We start from the raw sequence: 22,712 nt of genomic DNA, 5'->3' as shown, positions 1-22,712 counted from the left end.
ATTTGACGTTTTCAACCTAATCCGCACTCAACGCGGCTAAATCAGCATAAAAGGCGTGTCATGCTTTGTTCTATTTATAAAAGCTCGAAAAAAGAAGGTACTTATCTCTATATTCCGAAAAAGGATGATTTTTCACAGGTTCCTGACACCTTAATGCAGATGTTCGGTAAGCCTATCGCTGTCATGACGATTAAACTTGATGGCCGTAAATTGGCACAAGTTGATATCGAAAAAGTGAAGGCTTCATTACAAAATGATGGCTTCTTTCTTCAGGTTCCACCGCCGCCGGAGAACCTATTAGAAAAGTACAAAGAACAAAAAGCCCAGCAGAAAGGCGAATAACGTCATCGTTTTTCATCTGGGATTTCTGCCTTGCTCAAGGAGGGCAATATGAAAAAGATACTGGCTACCATGCTTAGCGTTGGTATGTGTACCTCGGCTTTTGCAAGTAGCGAGGGTTTTGATGAATACTTGAATAAGCTGCGTGCTGAAGCTCGTGATAAAGGTATCTCAGAGCAGGTCATTAGTGCTGCTTTTGCTAATGTTGAGTACAAGCCCCGAGCAGTAAAAGCGGACCGAAACCAACCAGAAAAGAAACTGACATTGGATGAGTACATTCCTCGCGCGGTGCCTGAGTGGAAGGTGAAGCAAGCCAGACAACTCTACAAAGAGCATTATACTGAGCTAAAGCGTATAGGCGATGAGTACGGTGTCCACCCGCGCTTTATTGTGGCGCTTTGGGGAGTTGAAAGTAACTTTGGTAAGTTTACCGGCAACTTTAAAGTGATTGATGCACTATCCACAATGGCATTTGAAGGCCGTCGTGAAGAGTTTTTCCGTAAAGAGACTATGTCGGCACTTCAGATCCTCGATCAAGGCCATATTGAGCTAGAGAACTTTAAAGGCTCATGGGCTGGTGCGATGGGTCAATGCCAGTTTATGCCAAGCTCTTTCCTTCGTTTTGCTGCTGACGGCAACGGTGATGGTAAAAAAGACATATGGCAATCTGAAGCGGACGTGTTTGCATCAACCGCTAACTATTTGAGCAAGTCTGGTTGGGATGATAAATATACTTGGGGTCGCCAAGTTAAGGTTCCTAAAAATATTGATCGCAGCCTAGAAGGGCGCACGGCTGAAAAAGGCAAATACCTTCAAGAGTGGAGCCAATTAGGTATCACAAAATATGACGGTAGCCCGTTGCCAAAACTGGATGAAGACATCAAAGCATGGTTGATCATGCCGGACGACGAGAATGGTCGTACGTATCTGGTTTACAATAACTACAACGTATTGATGAAGTGGAACCGCTCTTACTACTTCGCACTTGCTGTGAGTCACTTGGCTGACCGCATTAAATACTGATCTGCCATCAAACAATTTGGCATTCAGTCTTCAATACAAGGGCTCTTCGGAGCCCTTTGTTTTTTCTATAACCAAATCGAGGTAAAGCGTGTTATCTGAACGTGCCGCACAAATGGTGATTTTCTCCGCTCTTCTTAAACACAAAAGCTTCACAGCTGCTGCAAAGAGCTTAGGCGTGTCGGTGTCTCATGTGAGTAAACAGTTGAGTCAGTTAGAAGCGTCTCTTGGTATCAAGCTTGTTCAACGCACTACGCGAAGCTTTACGCCGACTGAGGCAGGGAAAACCTTTTTTCATCACTGTGAGCAAGTGGTACAAGCGGTGAGCAGCGCCACATTAGAGATGGAAACCCAGCGGGATGAAGTAGCAGGTTTGGTACGTCTTGGGTTGTCGCAATCATTTGGTACCTTACATATTATTCCAGCGATTCAAGAGTTACGCGAACTGTATCCTCAACTTCAAGTGGAAGTACATCTGTTTGACTATAAGGTCGATATGTTAGCCGAAGGGCTCGATTTATGGGTAACCAACAACGAGCATTTGCCTGAAGGTTACATTGCGCAGCGTTTGACGGATTGCCAGTTTGTTGTTGCGGCATCGCCAGATTACTTATTGAAACATGACACGCCAGCAGAACCGGATGACCTATCTGCTCATAACTGCCTCATATACAGAAGCTGGGAGCGTGACTATACGGGGTGGGCGTTTACCAAAGATCAGCAAGAATTGAACGTAAAAGTCTCGGGTAACTATTCAGTGGATCTGGCAGAAGCCGTTCGGGATGCGGCTATTGCAGGTTGGGGTATTGCCTACCTTGCCACTTACTTGCTGGGGGATGAGTTTAGAACGGGTAAGTTAATACAGCTGTTACCTGACTGGAAAGCCAGCCAGTCGATGCCGTTTTATGCGGTATACCCAAGCCGCCAGCATATGCCAAAAAAAATATCCGCAGTGATTAACTTTATCAAACAGAAGATCGGCAACCCTTGTCATTGGGACCAACGTTTGGCGCCTTACATCTCTATTCCTAAATAACAGGATCAATGACGTTGTAGAACGACACATAAGGTGATTCACTTCACAAAAATTTTTCCTGAACCAGAAACATATTTTCCATATGGAAATAATTAAAATAAGCAAACGTTTATCTTCAATAAATTCAATTGGTTATTTTGTTGGTCAGTTATTGGTCGCTTAAACTTTTCACACTGTTAACATCCTCAACTTGCAGCATTTTGAGTCCGCTATACAATCCGGTGCCTTCCATATCCCCCTTCTGTCGGATTCATTTTATGAACTCAATTATTGGTATCGTAGCCATACTATTCCTAGCATGGCTACTTTCTACAAATAGAAAAAATATAAAGCTGAGAACGGTGTCGTTTGCGTTTGCTTTGCAGGTACTGTTTGCGTTGTTGGTTTTATATGTACCAGCAGGACGAGATGCGCTGAATTCAGTGAGCAGTGTTGTGTCGAATTTGATCAACTATGGTCAAGAGGGCATTGCGTTTTTATTCGGTAATTTGGCGACAGGGGGCTTCACCTTTGCGATCAATGTTCTGGGTATCATCGTTTTCTTCTCCTCTCTTATCTCAGGTCTTTATCACATTGGTGTGATGCCAAAAATCATTAACTTTATCGGTGGTGGTATTCAAAAGCTGCTAGGTATCGGTCGTGCTGAGTCTTTGTCTGCTACGGCGAATATCTTTGTTGGCACCATTGAAGCACCATTAATGGTAAAGCCTTACCTAAAACACATGACTGACTCGCAGTTCTTTGCAGTTATGACAGGTGGTTTAGCGTCAGTTGCTGGCGGAACGTTGGTTGGTTACGCATCACTGGGTGTCGACCTCAATTATCTTATTGCTGCTGCATTTATGTCGGCACCTGCCGGCTTGTTGATGGCAAAAATTTTAATGCCAGAAGATACGGATAAAGCAGCAGATATCGACATTAGCCAAGTTGAAATTCCACGTGCAACTAACGTGGTTGAAGCATTAGCCGATGGTGCCATGGCGGGTGTACGCATTGCTGTATCGGTCGGTGGTACGTTACTGGCGTTTATTAGTGTCATTGCAATGCTAAACGGCATGTTAGGCTGGATAGGTGATCTAATTGGGACACCATTAAGTTTTGAGCTCATCCTAGGTTTTGTGTTTGCGCCAGTCGCTTGGTTGTTGGGTATACCATGGCAAGAAGCAACCACAGCAGGCTCGCTGATTGGTAACAAGATTGTGGTGAATGAGTTCGTCGCTTTCATCCAGCTTGCAGAAGTGAAGTCTCAACTTAGTGAACACTCACAAGCAATCGTGACGTTTGCTTTGTGTGGCTTTGCAAATATCTCAAGCATGGCGATGCTGATTGGTGGGTTGGGCTCTTTGGTACCAGAAAAGCGTGCATTTGTTTCTAAGCATGGTTTCCGTGCGATTATCGCTGGTGTCATGGCGAACTTAATGAGCGCTTCTATTGCGGGCGTGATTTTAAGTCTGTAATTGAAATAGATATCAACAATTAGCAAAAAGGCTCCTCGCGGAGCCTTTTTCGTATCTGAAGTTTTACGTTATTTGTCTGTGTGGAACTGTTCGCAAGCGAGCATCGTGTTCTCAATTAAACTTGCGACGGTCATTGGGCCAACGCCACCAGGAACAGGAGTAATAAAGCTCGCACTTTCACGTGCTTTGTCGTATTCCACGTCGCCAACTAGTTTGCCTGAATCAAGACGGTTAATACCGACATCGACCACCACTGCGCCTTTTTTAATCCATTCACCAGGGATGAAGTTAGGCTTACCAACCGCAGCCACGACAACGTCAGCTTGACGCACATGACTCTCTAGGTCTTTGGTAAAACGGTGACATGTTGTTGTTGTGCAGCCCGCAAGCAGCAGCTCAAGTGTCATTGGACGACCAACAATGTTTGATGCGCCAACCACAACCGCATGTTTACCACGCAGCTCAATGTTGTAACGGTCGAGTAGGGTAATGATGCCCTTTGGCGTGCAAGAGCGAAGCTTTGGAATACGTTGCGAAAGACGGCCAACGTTGTAAGGGTGGAAGCCATCCACGTCCTTCTCTGGGTGAATGCGCTCTAAAACATGTGTTGTGTCTATGCCCGCAGGAAGGGGTAATTGCACTAGAATGCCGTCAATTTCATCATCGTTGTTTAATTCATCAATCAGCGCTAGTAACTCTTCTTCTGAGCTAGACGCAGGAAGGTCAAAAGACTTAGAAACAAACCCAACTTCTTCACATGCGCGGCGTTTGCTACCGACATAAACTTGAGAAGCAGGATCTTCACCAACTAGAACCACTGCTAAACCAGGAGCACGTAGCCCAGCTTCAACACGTGCTTTAACACGTGCAGCCACTTCGGATCGAACAGTTTGGGAAATGAGAGTTCCGTCTATATTTTGAGCAGTCATGACTTTCCTTATAAATTAAGAAGGCAGATTATCTGCGGCGCATTGTCGCAGAATTTCTTATCAACATCCATACGCAAACGTTTGCTTTGTGGTGTTTTTGAACATTAAGCGTTTTAATGGACTTTTTTTAGGCATTCAGATCAGAATGTTATGAAAACCCGTTGATTTACCCGTTTGAACTCGTATAATCCTGTCCCTGTAGCGCGCCCTTAGCTCAGCTGGATAGAGCACGTCCCTTCTAAGGATGTGGTCATTGGTTCGAATCCAATAGGGCGTGCCATTTATTCAAAAGCCTCGATAACTCTTTGAGTTGTCGGGGCTTTGTCGTTTTTAGGTTTTTGGCTGTAATTGCCACTCTATCTACAACTTTTGAATGGCATTCTAGCCATTGCAATTTCTAGCAATTAATATGGACGCATATTAATTACCTTTCGTTAACCTTTATGCCTGCCACTTCTAACTTTTATGACCGACACGCCGACTCTTTCGCGAAGCAATACACATCGATCCAGTTTGAGGATGTCCACGCGAGTTGGAGAGTCTTCTGGCCCCAGGCTGGAGATCGTGTGTTAGATGTTGGCGCGGGCTCTGGTCGAGACGCGAAATGGATGGCTGAGCATGGGTGTGAAGTTGTTGCGATTGAGCCTGCTCAAGCACTTCTAAGGCTTGGTAAGTCTTACTGTGGCGATTCCGTTACTTGGCTTGAAGATGCATTACCTAAGCTTGAGAAAACCATTAATCTTGGCTTTCGCTTCGATTTAATTCTTGTCAGTGCGGTATGGATGCATCTTGCGCCTACGCACCGTGAACGTGCATTTCGCAAACTTGCAAATTTGTTAGCGCCTAATGGTCGATTGGTGATTAGCCTTCGTCACGGTGACTTTTCTGACGGTCGTAAAGCTTATCCCGTATCGGTTGAAGAGCTCGAAAAGTTTGCAAAGAATAGCGCTTTAATGGTGAGAAACGTATCTCTCGATGACGATCAGTTAAAGCGAACGGGTGTATCTTGGCAAACTGTAGTGATGTCTTTGCCTGATGATGGTTCCGGTGATCTGAATAAGGTTCGCCACATTATCGTCAATGATTCCAAATCGGCTACCTATAAGCTCGCACTACTACGTACTTTACTACGTATTGCAGACGCTCATTCTGGTGCAGTGGTTGATCGCAGCGAAGGTAAAGTTGCAATCCCATTAGGATTAGTTGGCTTATATTGGATTCGTCAATTTAAGCGTTTAATCGATAAAGAGAACATCCAGCAAAGCTCGAACTCGTCTAAAGGGCTAGGTTTTATAAAGCCCGATGGCTGGGGCAGACTTTCCCATTTAAGTCCTGATGATCTTGCTATAGGCACGACATTTTTTGGTGAAGATGCAGTGGCGCTTGATAAAGCGATAAAAGACAGCTTAAAAACCATAAAAGATGGTCCCGTCACTTTTACCTATCAAGGTGATAAATCAAACCCTTACTTTGAAATGATTCGTTCAGCTAAGAAGCCAAAACGTTCAATTGTTGTGGATAGCGAGTTCCTCGAAGGTTATGGGCTGTTTGTGTTGGATGAAAGCCTTTGGGATTGTTTTCGATTGTATAACTCTTGGATTGAGCCGCTGGTGGTCAACCAATGGATTATGGAAATGCAACGATTTCGGTCTAATCAAGAGCGGGGTATTCCACTGCAAACGTATCATGATTGTTTGGTCTGGATTGATAAAGACCATGATACGCGAGTCGTGCGAAAGAGAATTGAACAGTTGAAGCTCAGCCATTGCGACATTGTCAGTGTATGGAGTGGAAGCAAATTACGAAATGAGTATCACGTTGATCACTGTTTGCCATTTGCTTATTGGCCCAACAATGATAAGTGGAACTTACTACCAACATCTAAGGTTGAAAACCTAAACAAGCGTGATCGTATTCCTGCTAGCTATCGATTAAACGCATCCAAGCCGCGAATTTTGGATTGGTGGCAGTTAGCTTGGGGAGAGACGGATAATTTGAGTCGGACGTTTTTTACCGAGGCTTCATTGTCGCTACCTAATGTGCCTGCATCTTGTCAAGATTTTGAGCATGTCTTTGAAGCGATGGGATTACAAATTCGTGGTGTTAAAAGTCGCCTTTGTATCGCGGAATGGTAATGTCTTGTTTGCCGTTACAGCGTGATATATGAACCTGATAGCCACCAACAAAAAAGCGCTGGTTAACCAGCGCTTTTGCATTTATTAAGGGCATTACATCTTTTTAAAGATGATGGAGGTGTTGATGCCGCCAAAGGCGAAGTTGTTACTCATCAAATATTTCACGTCCAGCTCTCGGCCTTGTCCGGCGATGTAGTCTAAATCGCCACATTGCTCGTCGAGGTTTTCTAGGTTGAGCGTTGGGTTAAACCAACCTGTGTGCATCATTTCTAAACCTAGCCACGCTTCAATCGCGCCACAGGCGCCTAGTGTGTGGCCAAAGTAGCTCTTGAGTGAACTGATTGGCACTTTGCCCAGAGCATTCGCTGTTGCGTTGCTTTCCGCAATATCGCCGCGGTCGGTGGCAGTGCCGTGAGCAGATACATAGTCGATCTTCTCAGAAGGAATGCCCGCGTTTTGCAAAGCCATTTCCATACAGATTTGCATGGTTTCCATCTGTGGTTGAGTGACGTGTGCGGCATCACAGTTGCTGGCAAAACCGATGATTTCTGCATAGATTTTCGCGCCACGAGCGACGGCGTGTTCGTACTCTTCCAGAACTAGCGTTCCCGCACCTTCACCAATCACCAAACCATCGCGATCGGAGTCATAAGGTCTTGGTGTGCTTTTCGGGTCTTCATTCTTCAGACTGGTGGCAAAAAGGGTATCGAAGACCGCGGATTCCGTTGGGCACAATTCTTCAGCGCCACCAGCAACCATGACCGTTTGGTAGCCGTGCTTGATCGCTTCGTAGGCGTAGCCGATTGCTTGGCTGCCAGAGGTACATGCACTGCTGGTTGGGATCACTCGGCCTTTCAAACCGAAAAATAGACCAACGTTCACTGCCGTGGTATGCGGCATCATTTGCACGTAAGTCGTTGCGGTGATCGCTTTAGTGGTTTTCTCATTCAGCATGACACCAAATGCGCCGATTGCGTCAGTACTGCCTGTTGATGAGCCGTATGCGATACCCGTTTGACCATTGGTGAGTACGTCGTTACCAATCAAACCTGCTTGGCTTAGTGCGTTTTCTGTTGCGACGGTCGCCAATTTGGAAACACGCCCCATGCCGCGTACTTGCTTGCGCTTGTAGTGCTTTGGCAGTTCAAAATCTAAAATTGGTGCCGCGAGCTTGGTGTTCAAACCATCATACTGTTCGTAAGAAGGCATGTATTGCGTCGCGTTCTGGCAGTCACGCAGTTTTGGTTCGACAGATTGCCAATCGTTACCAAACGCAGTCACGCCTGACATTCCGGTTACAACAACTCGACGGCTCATACTAGGCCTCCGTTTACCGAAATGACTTGGCGAGTTACATAGCCTGCGATGTCAGACATAAGGTAACTGACTAAACCAGCAACTTCTTCTGGCTCTCCCATGCGGCGCAAAGGAATTTGCGGCATCGCATGTTCTTTCACGTGTTCGTCTACCATGCCTGTGTCGATAAGCCCTGGAGCAACGCAGTTGACGGTGATTTTGCGTTTTGCCAGTTCAAGCGCGAGTGATTTTGTTGCACCAATTACGCCCGCTTTCGCTGCGCTGTAGTTAGTTTGACCACGATTCCCCGTTAGGCCAGAGACTGATGCAAGCGTAACAATTCGGCCGCCTTTGCGCTTTTGCACCATTGGCATAACACAAGGGTGAAGAACGTTGTAGAAGCTATCTAAGTTGGTATGAATCACACCATCCCATTCTTCTTCGGTCATCGCAGGGAAAGCGGTATCTTTTGTGATACCAGCGTTGTTCACGACGCCATAGTAAGCGCCGTGTTCGGCGATATCGGCTTCTAGCTTCTCACGACAATCTGCACGGTCACTGATGTCGAATTGGATAAGACGACCGCTACCACCATGCTGTTCGATGGTGTTTAGGGTGTCTTGCGCGCCTTGTTGATCGCCCATGTAATGGACAATGACTTGGAAACCATCTTTGGCTAATTGAACGGCAATGGCTTTACCGATGCCTTTGCTGGCACCTGTAACGAGGACTTGTCGGGTCATTGTTGACTCCTGATTTTCATTTCTTGTAATTTTTCTTCTGATGGAACGTAAACGTTCAATTGGCAAGTCGCTACAACAGTTCCTTGTAGCTCAATACGGGCTGAAAAAACCGCCATACCGTTATCTTCCATAACTTTTTCAGCATACACATCGAGCACCTGTCCGCGAGAAAACGTATCGCATTCAGACGTGTATCGACGGCTACCAAGCAAAAAGCCAATCGGTGGCGCTTGTTCTTTCATTAATGCGTGGTAACCAGACCACGCCGCGACAGATTGCGCCATAAACTCAATGCCAACGTAAGCTGGCACGGTTTGAGAGGTCGAGTCGAAGAACGGGTTGTGTTCTGCGATATCAACCTGGCAGTGAATCGTATCTTGTTGAACATCCAAAGCACGATCAACCAAGATCATTGGTTTGTCGTGTGGCAAAAGTTGTTCGATGGGAGGAAGTTTAGTCATGAGCGTAACCAAAAATAAGACTAATATTATTGCCACCAAAAGCAAAAGAGTTGCTGAGAATCGCTTTGTTACCCAGTTTGGTTGGCGTCTCAACTAACGATATATGGATATCGTCTGCTTTGGTTTCGCAGTGTTGTATTGGCAAATCAAGGTTGTACTTGAGAATATGCCAAGCGATCGCGGCTTCCGTTGCACTTGCTGCGCCTAATGTGTGTCCGGTAAGTGGCTTTGTCGAGCTTACGGGAACGGAGTCACCAAAGCAGCGATGAATGGCTTTGCTTTCCATCGCATCGTTTAACGGCGTTGCTGTGCCATGCGCGTTGATGTAACCAATGTCTTGCACTGTAAGTCCTGCATTGGCCAACGCTTTTTTCATCGCTTCTTCTGCGCCTAACCCTTCTGGATGTGGTGCGGAAATATGGTGTGCGTCTGAGCTGTCGCCAGCTCCGAGAAGAGCAACGGGCGCAGGTGTTTTGCTTAGCAACATTAATGCTGCGGCTTCACCGATATTGATGCCGTTGCGATGTTGGTCAAACGGCTTACAAAGGGTATCGGATAGAGCTTCTAAACCGTTAAAGCCGTTTAGTGTGAGGCGACAAATGGTATCCACACCACCCACAATGACCGCATCAACAATGCCAGAGCGAATCAGGCGTTGCGCGGTTAAAAAGACACGACCACTAGAAGAGCAGGCGGTTGAAACTGAGTAATGTGGGCCGCTCAAATCAAAGTAGGCGGCAATAAAATCGCTGCAGTTGCCAAGCTCTTGTTTGGTGTAATGGTAGTCGGCAGGAAAATTACCCTTTGCCAGCTTTTCACCAAATGCGATTTCGCCATCTGAAATGCCAGATGTGCTGGTGCCGATCACGACTGCGATACGGTCACGACCATATTTAGCAATGGCGTCACGCACGTCGCCTTCGATTTGCTGCAAAGCCGAAAGTGCGAGGCGGTTGTTTCTCGTATCAAACTGGCTGAGTGCGGGTGGTAATTGCGGTAACGTCTGTGCAATTCGACCGATTACTGTTTGGCGGCCTGAATTTAAAATATCTCGGTCAACCACCATGTTGGATGGCTTCGCTCCCGATAAACACTGGTGGATGAGCGCATCATCTTGTCCCATGGCAGAGTGAAAGCCACAGGCCTGAATATACAAAGGTTGAGAAGAGCGAATAGGCATATTGTTATTCTAAATTGTTCTTAATTAATCTGATGTTGCAGTGTTTGAATAGAAATTGAAAACTGATGTTTGAGGTGATGAAAATCAATCTTACCCTCTAACTTGTTAGAAGAGCTGTATTGAATCTCAATGATCTTTTCACCGTCGCTATCAAAGATGGCGCGAGAATTATTTTTATCAATAATTCGCCACCTTACCTCATTTAACGATCCTTCCCAAGCGGAACTCGGCCAGAGCGTGATCATCAGGTTAAATAATACCTGTTCTGGCTGCGGTAGCGAACCTTGTAAACCGTTGAGTACTTCGGTTTGGATTTGTTCTCCATCGTAAGACAACGAGAGCACTCGCGTCCCCCAAGATGAGAAGCCTGCCAGTACCACTTCGTTGCTAGTCACTTGCAGTTGCACCGGAAGTTGCTCAGATATGGGTTTGTCGTCAATTACCCAAGAGGCCGTAATCAATTGGCTGGCCGTCAACTGATAGCCCAAGCTGGCTGGAGTCGGTAAGTTAACTTGGGTGTTCTCAGCAATATCGACTTGAGGTGTCGATTGGTGAGGTACCAAGCTGCATGCACTTAAAAACAGACTCAGTACGATTAACGTCGCGCAGCGAAAAGCATGGTTAAAAATCATGACGTCGTTTCCTCTGTTTTAATCGCAATCGGAGAGAGCAGCCAAGCAACAAAAATACCACTTAACACCGTAATGCCGAAACTGTGAATCGCGTGAGTTTGGCTGAGTGATAGCAACCCAAATGACAACACAGTGGTGATTGCCGAAAGGGTGATCGCTAATAGTGTGCTCACGCTGCGGGCTTTCTCGGCAAAGAACAGAGTGTAATCGATCCCGATACCAAGAATGAGCACCAAGCCAAGCAAGTTGAATAGGTTTAATGTTGTTCCCATCGCGACAGCAGTTGCCAGACCGCAGGCGCAAGCAATCAATGATGGCAGTAAAACTCGGCAACTGTGTTGCAGACCGTACCGCTTGATTAATACCAGAAAGATCACAGCACTGGCGGCTGCCAATAGTTCCATGATTTTGATTCGGTATTCACCAAATAGGGCGGATATTTCCTCAGCTTTGTTTAGATAAACAACATCAGACTGCGATTTGGCAAATGCCTTAACAACGGCGGAGTCTTGCAATTGGTTTAACACCACTACCGTTGCAGATTTTCCTTTGATCTTACCCAAATGGAGAAAACGCACAGGCGCTGATACTGGGTTTTGCAAGTACTGATCAACCGTGACAGGGATAAAGTCGGCGTCCATTTTAGGCTTTTTACTTAAGCTCAGTCCGGAAGCTAGTGGGCTGGATTGTGTCGCGTAAAGATCGCGAATCAATTGATAGTCTTGTTGTTGACGCTCCACTGAGCTCAAGTAGCGGCTCAGGCTCTGGTAGCTTTCGATGGTGCTGTCCGCTTTCCACGCTTCTAAAGTTGGTGTCAAAGACTCCAGCTTTTTCATTAGGTTTTCGTCATCGTCGGCGGTAACGACCAACATTTGCTGCGAAGATTGCATGCCACTGAGCGTCGTAATCAAGGTTTCTTGCTGCTTGAGATCGTTCGGCATCGTTTGCAGCAGACGAATGTCGTCATCGTAGTTCAATTGCAGCAAGAAAAAGCCACTCGCAACCACACATAACATCGGTAATCCGACTTTAATTCGAGGTTGATTCCAAAGCGTTAACCATTTCGCCAACAGTGATTGTCCCGGTAAAGTCGAAATGGAGCGCGATGGGTTACGAGCCAGTATCGGATACCAAGCCACCACGGTGATGTAAGCAGCAATCAGACCAATGGATGAAAACAGCGCAAGCTGCTGCAAACCTGGAAACGGTGCCACTAACATGCCCAAATAGCCGATCAAACTGGTGATTAAGCCAAGTGTGATAGCTATGAAAATATGCTTTAATCCTTGCTCGCTATCCCATTCATTTCCCGCCGCAAGACGTTCGGTTAGGTAGTGGAATGCGTAGTCGATAGACACACCGATTAAACTTGCACCAAACACTAAGCTGAACAGATGGACTTTTCCAAAAATCCACGTCGTAACGGACAAAGCAACGAGCAAACCAATGGTGATGGAAAGCAGTGCCAGAGACAGTGGCATCACACTACGAAAGACCAACGCGAGCAATGCAATGATACCGAGCAGAGAGAACACACCGATGGTACTGATCTCCGATTTGGCACTTTGCGTACCAAAGTTGGCGTAAAATAGAACGCCAGTATGTGCCACTTTAGCGCCATATTTCTGCGCGACGCTCTGTTCTAGCGCTTGAATATCAGGGACTGCAAGCTGCCCAGTTAGGCTATAAGGCGAGTCTTTTAGCTCGGCAGTAATAAGAAAGTATTGAGCACCGTCTTTTTCGACGGACAGATAGCCGTTATCCAATCGGAAAGAGGACGATTGCTGGGTAACTTGGCTTAAATAATCACGAAATAGCAAGAAAGGGTCATTTTGTAACTCTTGCCCGGTCACTCCAGAAAACGGGTTGTACAGCGACTGAATCACATGCTGCACTTGCTGTTCTGGATTTTGGCTTAAACGCTCTCGTTGTTCAGGCGTCAGTAATTGGAAGCGGTGCTTAAAGTAGTAACTCGCCCAAGCTTGCTGCTCTTGAGGTGAGATTTTTCCCACCACATCGCGAAAATGATTACTTTGGCGTAATCCCTTATCAAATTCAGCGGCCGCTGCAAAAAGGGCGTTGCTGTCCGGCGCTGTGATCACGAAAATGACTTTGTCGCTCATACTTGCCGAGACCGACTCAAAGGCTTGCTCAGCCACCGGGTTTTGTTGGTTCTTCGGCAGCAGTTTTAAAATGTTGGTCTCAATCGGAGATTCTGCGCTCCAAACCCATTGTTTGAGTAGCAACGCGCCCGCTAAAACAACGAGATTGAGCCAAACCAGAGCAAAGGTATGAGTGCCAAGACTGAGTTTAGAAACGGAATTGAGCGTCTTCGGCATCCGTGAGTTCCTGAGGTAGAGAGGTCTGGTTCGTAAACGTGATTTCGGTCTTATCGCCACGCAGCTCTTGTAGGGTTAGGCGATCAATGTGCGTTTTACCGGAAAGAGTGATGGATTGAAACACCGCATTTAATGGCGACTGTTTTGGCACTAAAACGAGCTGCCATTGATTGTTCTCAACTGAAAAATCGAGTGTGAATTGTTCTTGCAGTGCAGAAGTATCCCCGTGGAACACGGATAAAAACACATGGCTAAAGTAGAACGCCATTGGGTTTTCTTCAGCAGAAATCGTTTTCGGAGCTTGGTCGGCAAAAGTCTGACGAAGTTTGTTTTCCGTCAATACCAAATTGACTGCGAAAGGTTCAGTTTGTTGCCACAACAAGCCATGTGTTTTGCTCAGTGTGAACTGACCTTTAGAGGTTAAAGGTTGACTAAACATTTCCAGATGACGCTGCTGCGTAAAATCTCCGCGTACGATTTCATGCTGAGACAACTGCTGTTGAAGCGATGCCAAATCCGTTACGTTTGCTGTCGGTGTGGCCAGTGCTGGAACAGAAAATATCAACAAAAAAGAGAGTAACCACTTTTGCATTAGTTCAGGCTCCCATGGTTGTGCCATTGCTCTACTTTATCTAAAAAGACTGCTGGAGAAACAAAGCACATCTCTTGCTTTTCAATGGATACGGCGACTTGCGTTGTATGCGCTTTGCACATACGTTGATTCGTTTCGGCGTCGTAAATCACGTAATCCACACGCAAGCGGTTTTCCCACTCCGTGAGTTGCGCGGTAATGCGAATGGTGTGATTAAACGGAATCGCCTTGACGTATTTAACGCGCGTGTCGATGATCGGCCACATATACCCAGAGTCTTGCATATCGCGATAGCTGTATTGGATCTTCTCCATCAGCACACGACGCGCTTCTTCAAAATACCGAAAGAAGTTGCCGTGATATATCACGCCCATCGGGTCAGCATCTTGGAATGAGGTGACCATAGTCACCTCCGCTTCTAATGGGTAGAGAACCTGCTCTTGCATTATACCTCCGCGTAGAGTGGCCAATGACGTTGCTGAATGCGTTCAATGAAATGACGCAAATCTTCTTCCAATGGGCGATCTTCAATCACAAACTCAAACTCGCTCAGCACGGCGTCACGAATTACTCGCAAACTCTGACTCATGTGGTGTTCGTCCAATTCGTTATGACGACGACGAATCTCAACCGCTTGAACGCTTGCTAGGAGTGAAGCCGCAGCAACTTGCTCTGTTAACTCAAGTACGCGTAAGCAATCACGAGCCGCAATGGTGCCCATGCTCACTTTGTCTTGGTTGTGACATTCGGTTGAGCGAGAAAAAACGCTCGCTGGCATGGTGTTTTTCAACGCTTCTGCCGTCCAAGCTGAGATACCAATCTGAACCGCTTTAAAGCCGTGGTTGATCGGTTTACGCTCGCCTTCTGCACCGGTTAAGTTAAACGGCAGGCCGTTATTGAACTTGTAATCCATCAGTTGCGCCATCTGACGGTCCAGCAAATCAGCCAAGTTGGCAATGTTCACTTTCAACGTATCCATCGCCATTGCGATATGACCACCGTAGAAGTGACCGCCGTGGAGAACGCGCTCGTTGTCGCCATCGATAATTGGATTGTCGTTGGCACTATTTAGTTCATTCTCAATCAATTGACGTAGCCAAGGCAGTGAGTCTTGCACCATGCCAATTACGTGTGGCGCACAACGCAGCGAGTAACGATCTTGCAGTCGGTCGCTATTGCGTGGCGGACGCTCAGCATTGAGATCATCACGCAGCCAAGCCGCAACTTGCTGTTGACCAGGGTGAGGTTTTACCGCAAACAACGCTTCATCAAAGTGGAAATCGTTACCTTGCATACCCACAGAGACCATTGCGGTAATCTTGGTGCACAGCTGCGCTAGGTATTCTGCGCGTTTGTAGGCAAGACAGGCGAGAGCAGTCATCACGGATGTACCGTTCATTAACGCCAAACCTTCTTTTGGTTTTAGGCGAATTGGCTCAATGCCCAGCTCTGAAAACACTTCTTGTGTTGATCGCACATCGCCTTTGTAAAGTACTTCACGCTCGCCAATCAAGGTCGCCGCTAGGTACGACAGAGGCGTTAAATCGCCACTTGCGCCCACCGAGCCTTCCTGTGGAATACGCGGCGCAATGTCGTGGTTGATAAGCGTAACGATTTGGTTCAACAGATCGTGAGACACGCCAGATACGCCTTGCGACAATGAACATAAACGTGTTGCTAGCACCGCACGAGCTTGCTCATGAGAAAGGATTTGACCTAAGCCACAGCCATGGAAGCGCGTAAGGTGCAACGGAAGTTCATCCACAAGAGCGGGTGGAATCGCCACGGTGCATGAATCACCATAACCCGTGGTTACGCCGTAAATAACGCCTTCTTCTTTCAGTAACCGTTCCAGAAACGCCACGCCACGATCAATCTTCGCGGTAAATTCTGGCGAGGTGTTCATGTTTGCCTTTGCACCTTGAGCAATGGCAACGACATCTTCGATGGTTAAAGATTGGGCACCAAAAGTGATGTTGTGATTATTGTTGTTTGTCATGTGGCTGATTACTTAAAGTCCAGAAGTTAAAAAAGTTGTACCACTGTAACGGCGCTTGCAGTGTGTGGTGTTCTAATCTTTGTGCGTACTGTTGAACAACGCGTTCTAGTGCCTGCTGACGCTCCTTGCGTGGTAGCGTGACTTGGTCACTAAAGTGTTCAAAGTACACATTAAAATGCGGAGTGTTTGCTTCATCGTCGCGTAGGCCGAAGAGTAGATAAACCGGCGCTTTTAATACCGAGGCCAGCATGAATGGGCCTTGCGGAAATGGCGCTGGTTTACCAAGAAAATCTGCCCAAACGACACGATTTTCTTTGCTGGTAGAAGTGCGATCGCCAACGATCACCACCCATTCGCCTTGCTCGATTTTTTGTTGAAGCAGAATCGCGGTGTCTGGTCCCATTGAGCTGACTTGAATCAGATTCAGTTCCGAATTTGGGTTTACCGCCTTCATTACCGCATTAAATTGTTCAGCGTGTTGGGTAAATACCAAGGCATTGATTTTGACATGAGAGTGTCGACGACCAAGCGCACGGCAGAGTTCGATATTGCCAAGGTGCGAGCCTAAAATGAGCACGCCTTGTTTTTTCTGCGCCATCTCTTCGAAATGATGCTGGCCGTGAATGGTTAGGTTATCGACGTTAAAGTCACCTTGCCATGCTGCCAGTTTGTCGAGCATGGTACGCCCAAAGGAAAGCAGATGATGATAGCTGTCCAACTGCTTTGGCAGTGCGATGTTCTGCTGCGCTGCGTAGTGCTGTAAGTTGTTCAGGTAAACCTCAGACGCTTCACGGGCAGATTTACCCGTGAAGTGGTAGTAGCGCATGACTAGCTTTAAAATCAGGTCGAACGCTTTTCTACCGAACAAGCGGTAAACCGCGAGCAAGGTTTTGATGCCTAAAATCGTGCCTTGTTCTTTTCGTTTCGACCAGTGGGCATTGCTGTCGTCTGTGTGACTGTGCTTTCTGGCGAGTAGCGAAGGAATGCGCGGCAACATGCCAAAAAATAGGCGAGTGTGCATCCAGCTTATCTTGACGTTGTCCCACAATGCGTCGAAGTGGGAAATGCCACCTTCAGGGTAGATCACGCGCGTTGGAACAAAATCAATGTCGACGCCTTCCCAATACATTCGCACCAGAATCTCGATATCAAAATCCATGCGTTTGCCGATGCTGTACTTGTTCAACACGGCGACCGTTTTCGCCACTGGGTAGGCGCGAAAACCGCACATGCTGTCTTTGATAGACAGTGACAAGGTTTCTATCCACACCCAAACGTGTGTAGCGTAGCGACCATACAAACGGGATTTGGGTACGCTCTCGTCGTATATCGGTTGGCCCGAAATCAGGTTATCTGGTTTTGTTTCGCTGGCGCTGAGCAATTTCGGCAATGCTTCTAGGTCGTGCTGACCATCTGCGTCGATTTGAATGGTGTGCGTAAAACCAAGTTGGTGAGCTTGATGTAGGCCTGCCATCACCGCGCCACCTTTGCCTTGGTTTTCTCTCAAACTAATCAGTTTTATCAGTCCTTGCTCACTCAAAGCAGAAAGCGCTTGTTTGGTGTCTTCATTGCTGCCGTCGTCCACGACCAGCACTGGCAAAGCGAAAGAGGATAACGACGCAACCACGTCTGCAATTGTGCTGCCGTGGTTGTAGCAAGGAATTAAAAAGCAGGGGCGATAATCACTCACGTGACTCACCCAGTTTCATTTTTCCTGACGAGTGAGTCACCAAGGTTTCACCGTTTGTCGATGTGTACTTAAAGGTCAATTTCTCGCGCTCATTGTCCCAAGAGAGTGAGAGGCAAACGTCGGCGTTTGGCAGAATCGGCTCTTGAAATTTGATGACTTCCATTCCTTTAAATACCTTGGGAGTATTCAAATGTTGAACGGCGTAGAACAGCGCCCAATCAATTTGAGTGACGCCGGGTAAAAGAGGGAAGTGATTGAAATGACCTTGGAAATCTAAGATGTCAGCATCCACTCGCAGCGACAGCTCCGCGGTATGGTCACTCACTTCAATATTCTGAATAGTTGGTTTTCTTTTATCCATGTTACTAGCTTTATTGGAATAGTTTTTCAATTTCAGCAACTTGGCGTTTGCCTTGGCTGTTCAATGGAATTTCGTCGACCACTCGGAATTTTCTCGGGATAGCGATCGGTTCTAGCCAATTGCGCAGTGCCTTGCGAAGCTCAAGCCAAAATTTGCCTTTACCAAGTTCATTAAGCACATCGCTGCCTTGATCGTTAAGTACGATGATCGAGACTAACGTGAGGCGACCAGATTCTTCCATTGGGATCACCACGCTTTCTTGAATCCACGGCAATTGCTCTAAACGTTTTTCCACTTCGACAAGGGAAATACGCTTTTCTTCGACTTTGACGATTCGGTCAGTGCGTCCACGCAATTCAAAAGAAATACTATCATGGAAATAGCATTCATCCGCAGTTTGGTACCAAGTGTTTTCATCAATGTGTGGCGAGCGGAGCTTTAAACAATTTTCATGGTTAAGCTCGGCTTCAACACCAGGGAATAACGTCCAGGGAGTACTGGCTTCGTGCTGCTGACGGTAAGCAATGCCGCCGGTTTCTGTGCTGCCAAAAACTTCAATAGGAAGTGACCCAAACAACTGCTGGCTGTGCTGCGCCGCTTGGTTTGGCAAGGGGCCACCAGAAGAAAATACGCACCGAATCGCAACCGGATCGTGCTCTTCACTGAGTCGTTTTAGTAACGCAGGGCTGCTTACTAGCGTGGTGTCAGCATCAGCGTGATGGACAATTTGCTCTGGGAACTCAAGGTTGTGTGCTGAAAATGGACGTGCAGAGCACAAAGGCCACAATACGCGGAACAGCAAGCCGTAAATGTGTTGATGAGAAACGGTGCTTTCAACGCGTGTGCTGGCAACCGTGTCGCCCCATAGGTTATCTAGAATAGAAACTTCGATGTCGAGCTGTTTCAGCGTTTTTGCAATGGCTTTTGGTGTGCCGCTTGAACCCGAAGTGAATAGCGTTACCGGTATTTCCGCCAGGTTTAATTCACGCCAAAAATAAGGTTGTTTGGCCTCTGACTCGTTAATCACGGTGGTTTCTAGCAATGATTGAGCTTCGATCAAAAGCGAGCTCACCAGTTCTGGAACCGAGACATCGGCATCATGCAGCAACAAATCGTAGTGCTCACTGAGCTCTTTGAGTGCTTCTGGTTGGTAATTACCAGGTAATACAATGGATTTTCCTGCATAACAACAAGCAAAAAAGCCAACGGCAAACAGGTAGCTGTTGCCAAAACACAGCGCAATGTTTTGCGTTGGTTGGGTTTCTAACTGCTGAGCAAGTGTTGCGACGTGCTGCTGGAAATCACCCCACGTGATAACCGTGTCGCGATCGTAAGAGACTGGGGATTGCTCAGACCTCTCGGCGATGAACAAGGTCGCTAGGGAGGTAAAGCTCGAATACGTTGTATTCATACGATTAGTGTTCCTTTCGAATAAATTGACGCACGATCCATTCTCCAGCGAACAAGCCACCAGCAAGTAAGTAGCTGATGAGGCCGTTATAAAGCGTCCATATTTTTACTGGTAGGAAACAGGTATAGAATGCAACGGCAGCGTTGAGCGTAAAAAAGGCGCACCAAACCATCGTCACTTTGCGAGTGTAAGCCACGCCACTAGCCGGAAGGTCGGGTTCTTGCAAGCGAGCAAGCCTCTCTATGATCGATTGCGGCTGTTTTAAGCTCAGTCCAAATACACACAGCATACATAAATTGACAACGACAGGGTAAAACTGAAGCCACCCATGTTGTTTAAACACCATGCCAAGCGTAATTAGGACAATGCCAACAGCGCCCGTAACGAGCGCCAAGAACTTAAACTCTTTTAGTGGGGTCTTATTTGCGACGAAAACACGCAAAAGTAACGCAGCAATTAACAAGCCCCCAACTAAGTTCAAGCCAAATTTATCTATACCGAAATAGACGGCGAAGGGGTAGGCAAACAGTACAATTGCAGACAGACCAGTCAGCAATTGGCGCATTAACTTTCCTTCAATAATTCAGTGACAGCGTTAACCACATCGTCAACGGTTCTTACTGCACTAAACTCTGCTGGCTTGATTTTTTTGCCAGTGACATTCTGTAGGTGTACGACCAAATCAACGGCGTCAATGCTATCAAGATCGAGATCTTGGTATAAGTGCGCATCTGATTGAATGTCGGCTGCGTCAATTTCGAACAGCTCAACAAGCGCATCTTTAACTTGTTCAAATACTTGATCTTTATTTACATCAGTCATGAATATACCTACAACTTATTCATTAGTTTGAGAAGAAACGTATTTCGCTAGATTTGCTACAGACGCAAAGTGTTCGCGCGTATTTGAGTCGTCGGCATCAATAACGATGTTGTATTGTTTTTTTATTGCGAGTCCAAGCTCAAGCGCGTCGATAGAATCTAAGCCAAGTCCATCACCAAAAAGTGGTGCATCCGTTTCAATATCATCTACGGTTAAATCTTCAAGGTTTAAAGCATCAATAATAAGTTGCTTAATGTCGTTGTGTAACTGTTCCACTGGGACCTGCTTATTAATAAAAGTTTTCTGGAAAAATGTTTTCAGCTAGGTGCTGTTGTAAGCGTCGCGCCGCTATTGTCGGCGACGTAGTTTGCTTTATAAAGGGGGTAATCTCAACTTTATCCTTAACTTCAACCCTGAAAAAGGGCTTTGTTGCCGGTACTTGATACCATTTTTTCTCTTTTGTGAGGAAACTTGGCGTTACCGTAATATGGACAACTCTTAAATCTCGTTCTGTTCTTACCGCAATTTGTGCTGCACCGCGTTGTAATTTCGGCTCTACACCTGGTGTTGTTCTTGTTCCTTCAGGAAATATAAGCAACACGTTGCCTTTGTTAAATCGTTCATCACAAAGTGCTAATAAATCATCCGGTGCTTCATTGGGAATATATCCGGCTGCTTTTACGATGTGCTTCATAAAAGGATTCGACCATATTGCCGATTTTACTAAACAGTCGCAGCGATTTAATTGTGAAGCAATGAGAACGTAATCGATTAAACTAGGGTGGTTGGCAACAATTAAACAATTACGATCTTGTTGAAGAATATCGGCACCAATAATTTGATAATCGATTGCGCCACTCAACTTCATCAATTTACAAAATGTGTTGAATGAATATCGAATCGCACCCTGAACTTTATATTCGCGTTCCGTTTGGTCTGAAACAAAAATACGAATGGTCGGAATAACAATGAAACTCAGTACTAAACCACCTAACCCAAATACTGAAAAACAAAAGCCTGTTGCTAGCACACGCCAATACTGATTTAAGCGAGTCATTTTTTGTGCCATTCCCAAGCTTGATGCGGAGCGAAAATAGTCCACTGGCTTTTATCTAACAAGTATTGTTGCAAAAATACTAAACCTTGAGGAAGAGGATGACCGGAACGTTCTGCGTTTATGGAGCTTTGTATCGCGAAATTGTCTCCATGAGAAAGTATTAAGCCAAGTCCAAACCCTTGGTATTGTTGGTTTTCATATTCTAAATAAGAGTCAGGCATAGGCTCATCAAAATCAACAAGCAGTACTTTTTTGTCAGGATTGTCGGACAAAAACAGCCATGCTTCTAATATTGCGCTTTGGAATGTGTTTTCTGCCGCAGCGATAGAAGTTAGGGGAATGGGTTGTTTAGTTGCGATAGTGGCAAGCCCTGCGGCGGTATTGTGCACCGATTGAGAAAAAGCCATCGGAGACGCCTCTTCTCCATTAATTATATCTTCAACTAGTGCGACGCTGCGATGCAGTTCACCATGACGGCTTGAAAATACAAGGTAATCAACTTGATGTTGATTAAGCATTTCGATTGCAGTTTGTACCGCCAGTTTACTGAGTGGGCTCATTCTTCTGCGCATCATCGCAGGAATATTTGCAACATTGATTTTGCCATCTTCTGGCCATTTTATCTCTGTTGCCCATTGTTTCCATTCATTGGATTCGGATAAACCGAATGAATTCGCTGTCCACGCATCAATATTGAACGAAATGTTGATCTTCGAGTTTGGCATATTGGGTTAAATTGTTTATTTTACAGCTCGATACAAATTGGGGTTGACCCAAATTCACAATAAAAAGGAAATTATCATGTCGCGTTTTAAGCTGTATGTCTCGTTATTATTAACTTTGCTTCTTGTTGGTTGTGGACGAGTACAACCTGTAATGAATGTGGAGGATACTCCAGTTGCTTATGATCTTCAAAATAAACAAGTAAAAATGGCCATAGTGCAATCAGCAACTAACCGAGGCTGGACGATCGAAGAAGTAAGCCCTGGTGTTCTTATTGCAAAAATCCACGTTCGTAAACACTCTGCAGAAGTAAAAATCCCATACAATAATAAATATTACTCAATTATTTATCTCAACTCAGTAAATCTCAAAGCAAGTGATGGCAAAATCCACCGCAATTACAATCGTTGGGTAAACAACTTGAATGTTGATATTCAGCGAGCTATTGCATTGTTGGGCAATCAATCTCAACAATAAAACTATTAATTGC

General features: G+C 46.0%; 24 protein-coding genes and 1 tRNA gene. 7 read left to right on the top strand and 18 right to left on the bottom strand.

Annotation, left to right across the window (positions count from 1 at the left end; genetic code table 11):
* Window positions 1–60 precede the first annotated feature (60 nt).
* The 4 genes from R7Q09_RS17560 to R7Q09_RS17545 all read left to right on the top strand — a co-directional run bounded on the left by R7Q09_RS17560 (window position 61) and on the right by R7Q09_RS17545 (window position 3,852).
* On the top strand, window positions 61–342 hold the full coding sequence (locus tag R7Q09_RS17560) for a YcgL domain-containing protein (RefSeq protein WP_005382303.1): 282 nt from the start codon (window positions 61–63) through the stop codon (window positions 340–342).
* A gap of 48 nt (window positions 343–390) precedes the next feature.
* Entirely contained in the window at window positions 391–1,362 is a 972-nt protein-coding gene (locus tag R7Q09_RS17555) for a lytic transglycosylase domain-containing protein (protein WP_005388330.1), read from the top strand.
* Between the two features lie 88 nt (window positions 1,363–1,450).
* Window positions 1,451–2,395 (top strand): LysR family transcriptional regulator, encoded by a 945-nt coding sequence (locus tag R7Q09_RS17550; protein ID WP_005382299.1) that lies wholly within the window; start codon window positions 1,451–1,453, stop codon window positions 2,393–2,395.
* A gap of 257 nt (window positions 2,396–2,652) precedes the next feature.
* Complete coding sequence (locus tag R7Q09_RS17545; protein WP_005382298.1) at window positions 2,653–3,852, top strand: NupC/NupG family nucleoside CNT transporter; 1,200 nt, start codon at window positions 2,653–2,655, stop codon at window positions 3,850–3,852.
* 68 nt (window positions 3,853–3,920) lie between these two features.
* Here R7Q09_RS17545 and folD read toward each other — a convergent pair whose 3' ends face one another.
* Entirely contained in the window at window positions 3,921–4,781 is an 861-nt protein-coding gene (folD, locus tag R7Q09_RS17540; RefSeq protein WP_262687671.1) for a bifunctional methylenetetrahydrofolate dehydrogenase/methenyltetrahydrofolate cyclohydrolase FolD, read from the bottom strand.
* Between the two features lie 203 nt (window positions 4,782–4,984).
* Here folD and R7Q09_RS17535 point away from each other — a divergent pair.
* Window positions 4,985–5,061 (top strand) — tRNA-Arg (locus R7Q09_RS17535).
* Window positions 5,062–5,224: 163 nt separating this feature from the next.
* Entirely contained in the window at window positions 5,225–6,916 is a 1,692-nt protein-coding gene (locus R7Q09_RS17530) for a class I SAM-dependent methyltransferase (protein WP_005382296.1), read from the top strand.
* Window positions 6,917–7,009: 93 nt separating this feature from the next.
* Here the strand turns inward: R7Q09_RS17530 and R7Q09_RS17525 are convergent, their stop codons facing one another.
* Genes R7Q09_RS17525 through R7Q09_RS17445 form a run of 17 tightly spaced genes read right to left on the bottom strand, consistent with a single transcriptional unit; the run spans window position 7,010 to window position 22,224 of the window.
* Window positions 7,010–8,233: a beta-ketoacyl-ACP synthase gene (locus R7Q09_RS17525; protein ID WP_053307508.1), complete on the bottom strand. Its 1,224-nt coding sequence runs from the start codon at window positions 8,231–8,233 to the stop codon at window positions 7,010–7,012.
* Window positions 8,230–8,955: a 3-oxoacyl-ACP reductase FabG gene (gene fabG, locus R7Q09_RS17520; RefSeq protein ID WP_213906496.1), complete on the bottom strand. Its 726-nt coding sequence runs from the start codon at window positions 8,953–8,955 to the stop codon at window positions 8,230–8,232. Before fabG ends, R7Q09_RS17525 begins: the two co-directional genes overlap by 4 nt.
* Window positions 8,952–9,416 (bottom strand): hotdog family protein, encoded by a 465-nt coding sequence (locus R7Q09_RS17515; protein WP_005388322.1) that lies wholly within the window; start codon window positions 9,414–9,416, stop codon window positions 8,952–8,954. The genes fabG and R7Q09_RS17515 overlap by 4 nt, the downstream gene beginning before the upstream one ends.
* The gene (locus R7Q09_RS17510) at window positions 9,409–10,596 is read right to left on the bottom strand and encodes a beta-ketoacyl-[acyl-carrier-protein] synthase family protein (protein ID WP_318071056.1); all 1,188 of its coding nucleotides are present in this window, start codon (window positions 10,594–10,596) and stop codon (window positions 9,409–9,411) included. Before R7Q09_RS17510 ends, R7Q09_RS17515 begins: the two co-directional genes overlap by 8 nt.
* Before the next feature lie 20 nt (window positions 10,597–10,616).
* Window positions 10,617–11,228, bottom strand: coding sequence for a DUF3261 domain-containing protein (locus R7Q09_RS17505; protein ID WP_104978899.1), 612 nt, complete (start codon window positions 11,226–11,228; stop codon window positions 10,617–10,619).
* A complete protein-coding gene (locus tag R7Q09_RS17500) occupies window positions 11,225–13,567 on the bottom strand; it encodes an MMPL family transporter (RefSeq protein WP_318071057.1) in 2,343 nt (780 codons plus the stop codon). The genes R7Q09_RS17505 and R7Q09_RS17500 overlap by 4 nt, the downstream gene beginning before the upstream one ends.
* Entirely contained in the window at window positions 13,539–14,159 is a 621-nt protein-coding gene (locus tag R7Q09_RS17495; RefSeq protein WP_017634795.1) for a LolA family protein, read from the bottom strand. The genes R7Q09_RS17500 and R7Q09_RS17495 overlap by 29 nt, the downstream gene beginning before the upstream one ends.
* Complete coding sequence (locus R7Q09_RS17490) at window positions 14,159–14,605, bottom strand: acyl-CoA thioesterase (protein WP_005388315.1); 447 nt, start codon at window positions 14,603–14,605, stop codon at window positions 14,159–14,161. The genes R7Q09_RS17495 and R7Q09_RS17490 overlap by 1 nt, the downstream gene beginning before the upstream one ends.
* Window positions 14,605–16,158, bottom strand: coding sequence for a histidine ammonia-lyase (gene hutH / locus R7Q09_RS17485; RefSeq protein WP_213917109.1), 1,554 nt, complete (start codon window positions 16,156–16,158; stop codon window positions 14,605–14,607). Before hutH ends, R7Q09_RS17490 begins: the two co-directional genes overlap by 1 nt.
* Window positions 16,142–17,848 carry a glycosyltransferase family 2 protein gene (locus R7Q09_RS17480; RefSeq protein WP_054575206.1) on the bottom strand — a complete coding sequence of 569 codons (1,707 nt, stop codon included), beginning with the start codon at window positions 17,846–17,848 and terminating at the stop codon, window positions 16,142–16,144. The genes hutH and R7Q09_RS17480 overlap by 17 nt, the downstream gene beginning before the upstream one ends.
* Window positions 17,841–18,209: a 3-hydroxyacyl-ACP dehydratase gene (locus tag R7Q09_RS17475; protein ID WP_085569952.1), complete on the bottom strand. Its 369-nt coding sequence runs from the start codon at window positions 18,207–18,209 to the stop codon at window positions 17,841–17,843. Before R7Q09_RS17475 ends, R7Q09_RS17480 begins: the two co-directional genes overlap by 8 nt.
* A gap of 10 nt (window positions 18,210–18,219) precedes the next feature.
* The gene (locus tag R7Q09_RS17470) at window positions 18,220–19,620 is read right to left on the bottom strand and encodes an AMP-binding protein (protein WP_054575204.1); all 1,401 of its coding nucleotides are present in this window, start codon (window positions 19,618–19,620) and stop codon (window positions 18,220–18,222) included.
* 4 nt (window positions 19,621–19,624) lie between these two features.
* Entirely contained in the window at window positions 19,625–20,185 is a 561-nt protein-coding gene (locus R7Q09_RS17465; protein WP_318071058.1) for a hypothetical protein, read from the bottom strand.
* The gene (locus R7Q09_RS17460; protein WP_005382279.1) at window positions 20,185–20,442 is read right to left on the bottom strand and encodes an acyl carrier protein; all 258 of its coding nucleotides are present in this window, start codon (window positions 20,440–20,442) and stop codon (window positions 20,185–20,187) included. Before R7Q09_RS17460 ends, R7Q09_RS17465 begins: the two co-directional genes overlap by 1 nt.
* 15 nt (window positions 20,443–20,457) lie before the next feature.
* On the bottom strand, window positions 20,458–20,718 hold the full coding sequence (locus R7Q09_RS17455; RefSeq protein WP_005382278.1) for a phosphopantetheine-binding protein: 261 nt from the start codon (window positions 20,716–20,718) through the stop codon (window positions 20,458–20,460).
* A 13-nt stretch (window positions 20,719–20,731) separates the two neighbouring features.
* The gene (locus tag R7Q09_RS17450) at window positions 20,732–21,499 is read right to left on the bottom strand and encodes a lysophospholipid acyltransferase family protein (RefSeq protein WP_005388305.1); all 768 of its coding nucleotides are present in this window, start codon (window positions 21,497–21,499) and stop codon (window positions 20,732–20,734) included.
* Window positions 21,496–22,224 carry a beta-ketoacyl synthase chain length factor gene (locus tag R7Q09_RS17445; protein WP_054865733.1) on the bottom strand — a complete coding sequence of 243 codons (729 nt, stop codon included), beginning with the start codon at window positions 22,222–22,224 and terminating at the stop codon, window positions 21,496–21,498. The genes R7Q09_RS17450 and R7Q09_RS17445 overlap by 4 nt, the downstream gene beginning before the upstream one ends.
* 76 nt (window positions 22,225–22,300) lie before the next feature.
* On the opposite strand from R7Q09_RS17445, the gene R7Q09_RS17440 reads away from it, so the two are divergent.
* The gene (locus R7Q09_RS17440; protein WP_005382272.1) at window positions 22,301–22,699 is read left to right on the top strand and encodes a hypothetical protein; all 399 of its coding nucleotides are present in this window, start codon (window positions 22,301–22,303) and stop codon (window positions 22,697–22,699) included.
* Window positions 22,700–22,712 lie beyond the last annotated feature (13 nt).

The sequence above is a fragment of the Vibrio sp. 2130-1 genome (genome assembly GCF_033339515.1).
Note: the sequence above shows the minus strand (reverse complement) of the source record. Positions and strands in the feature narration are given on the sequence as shown.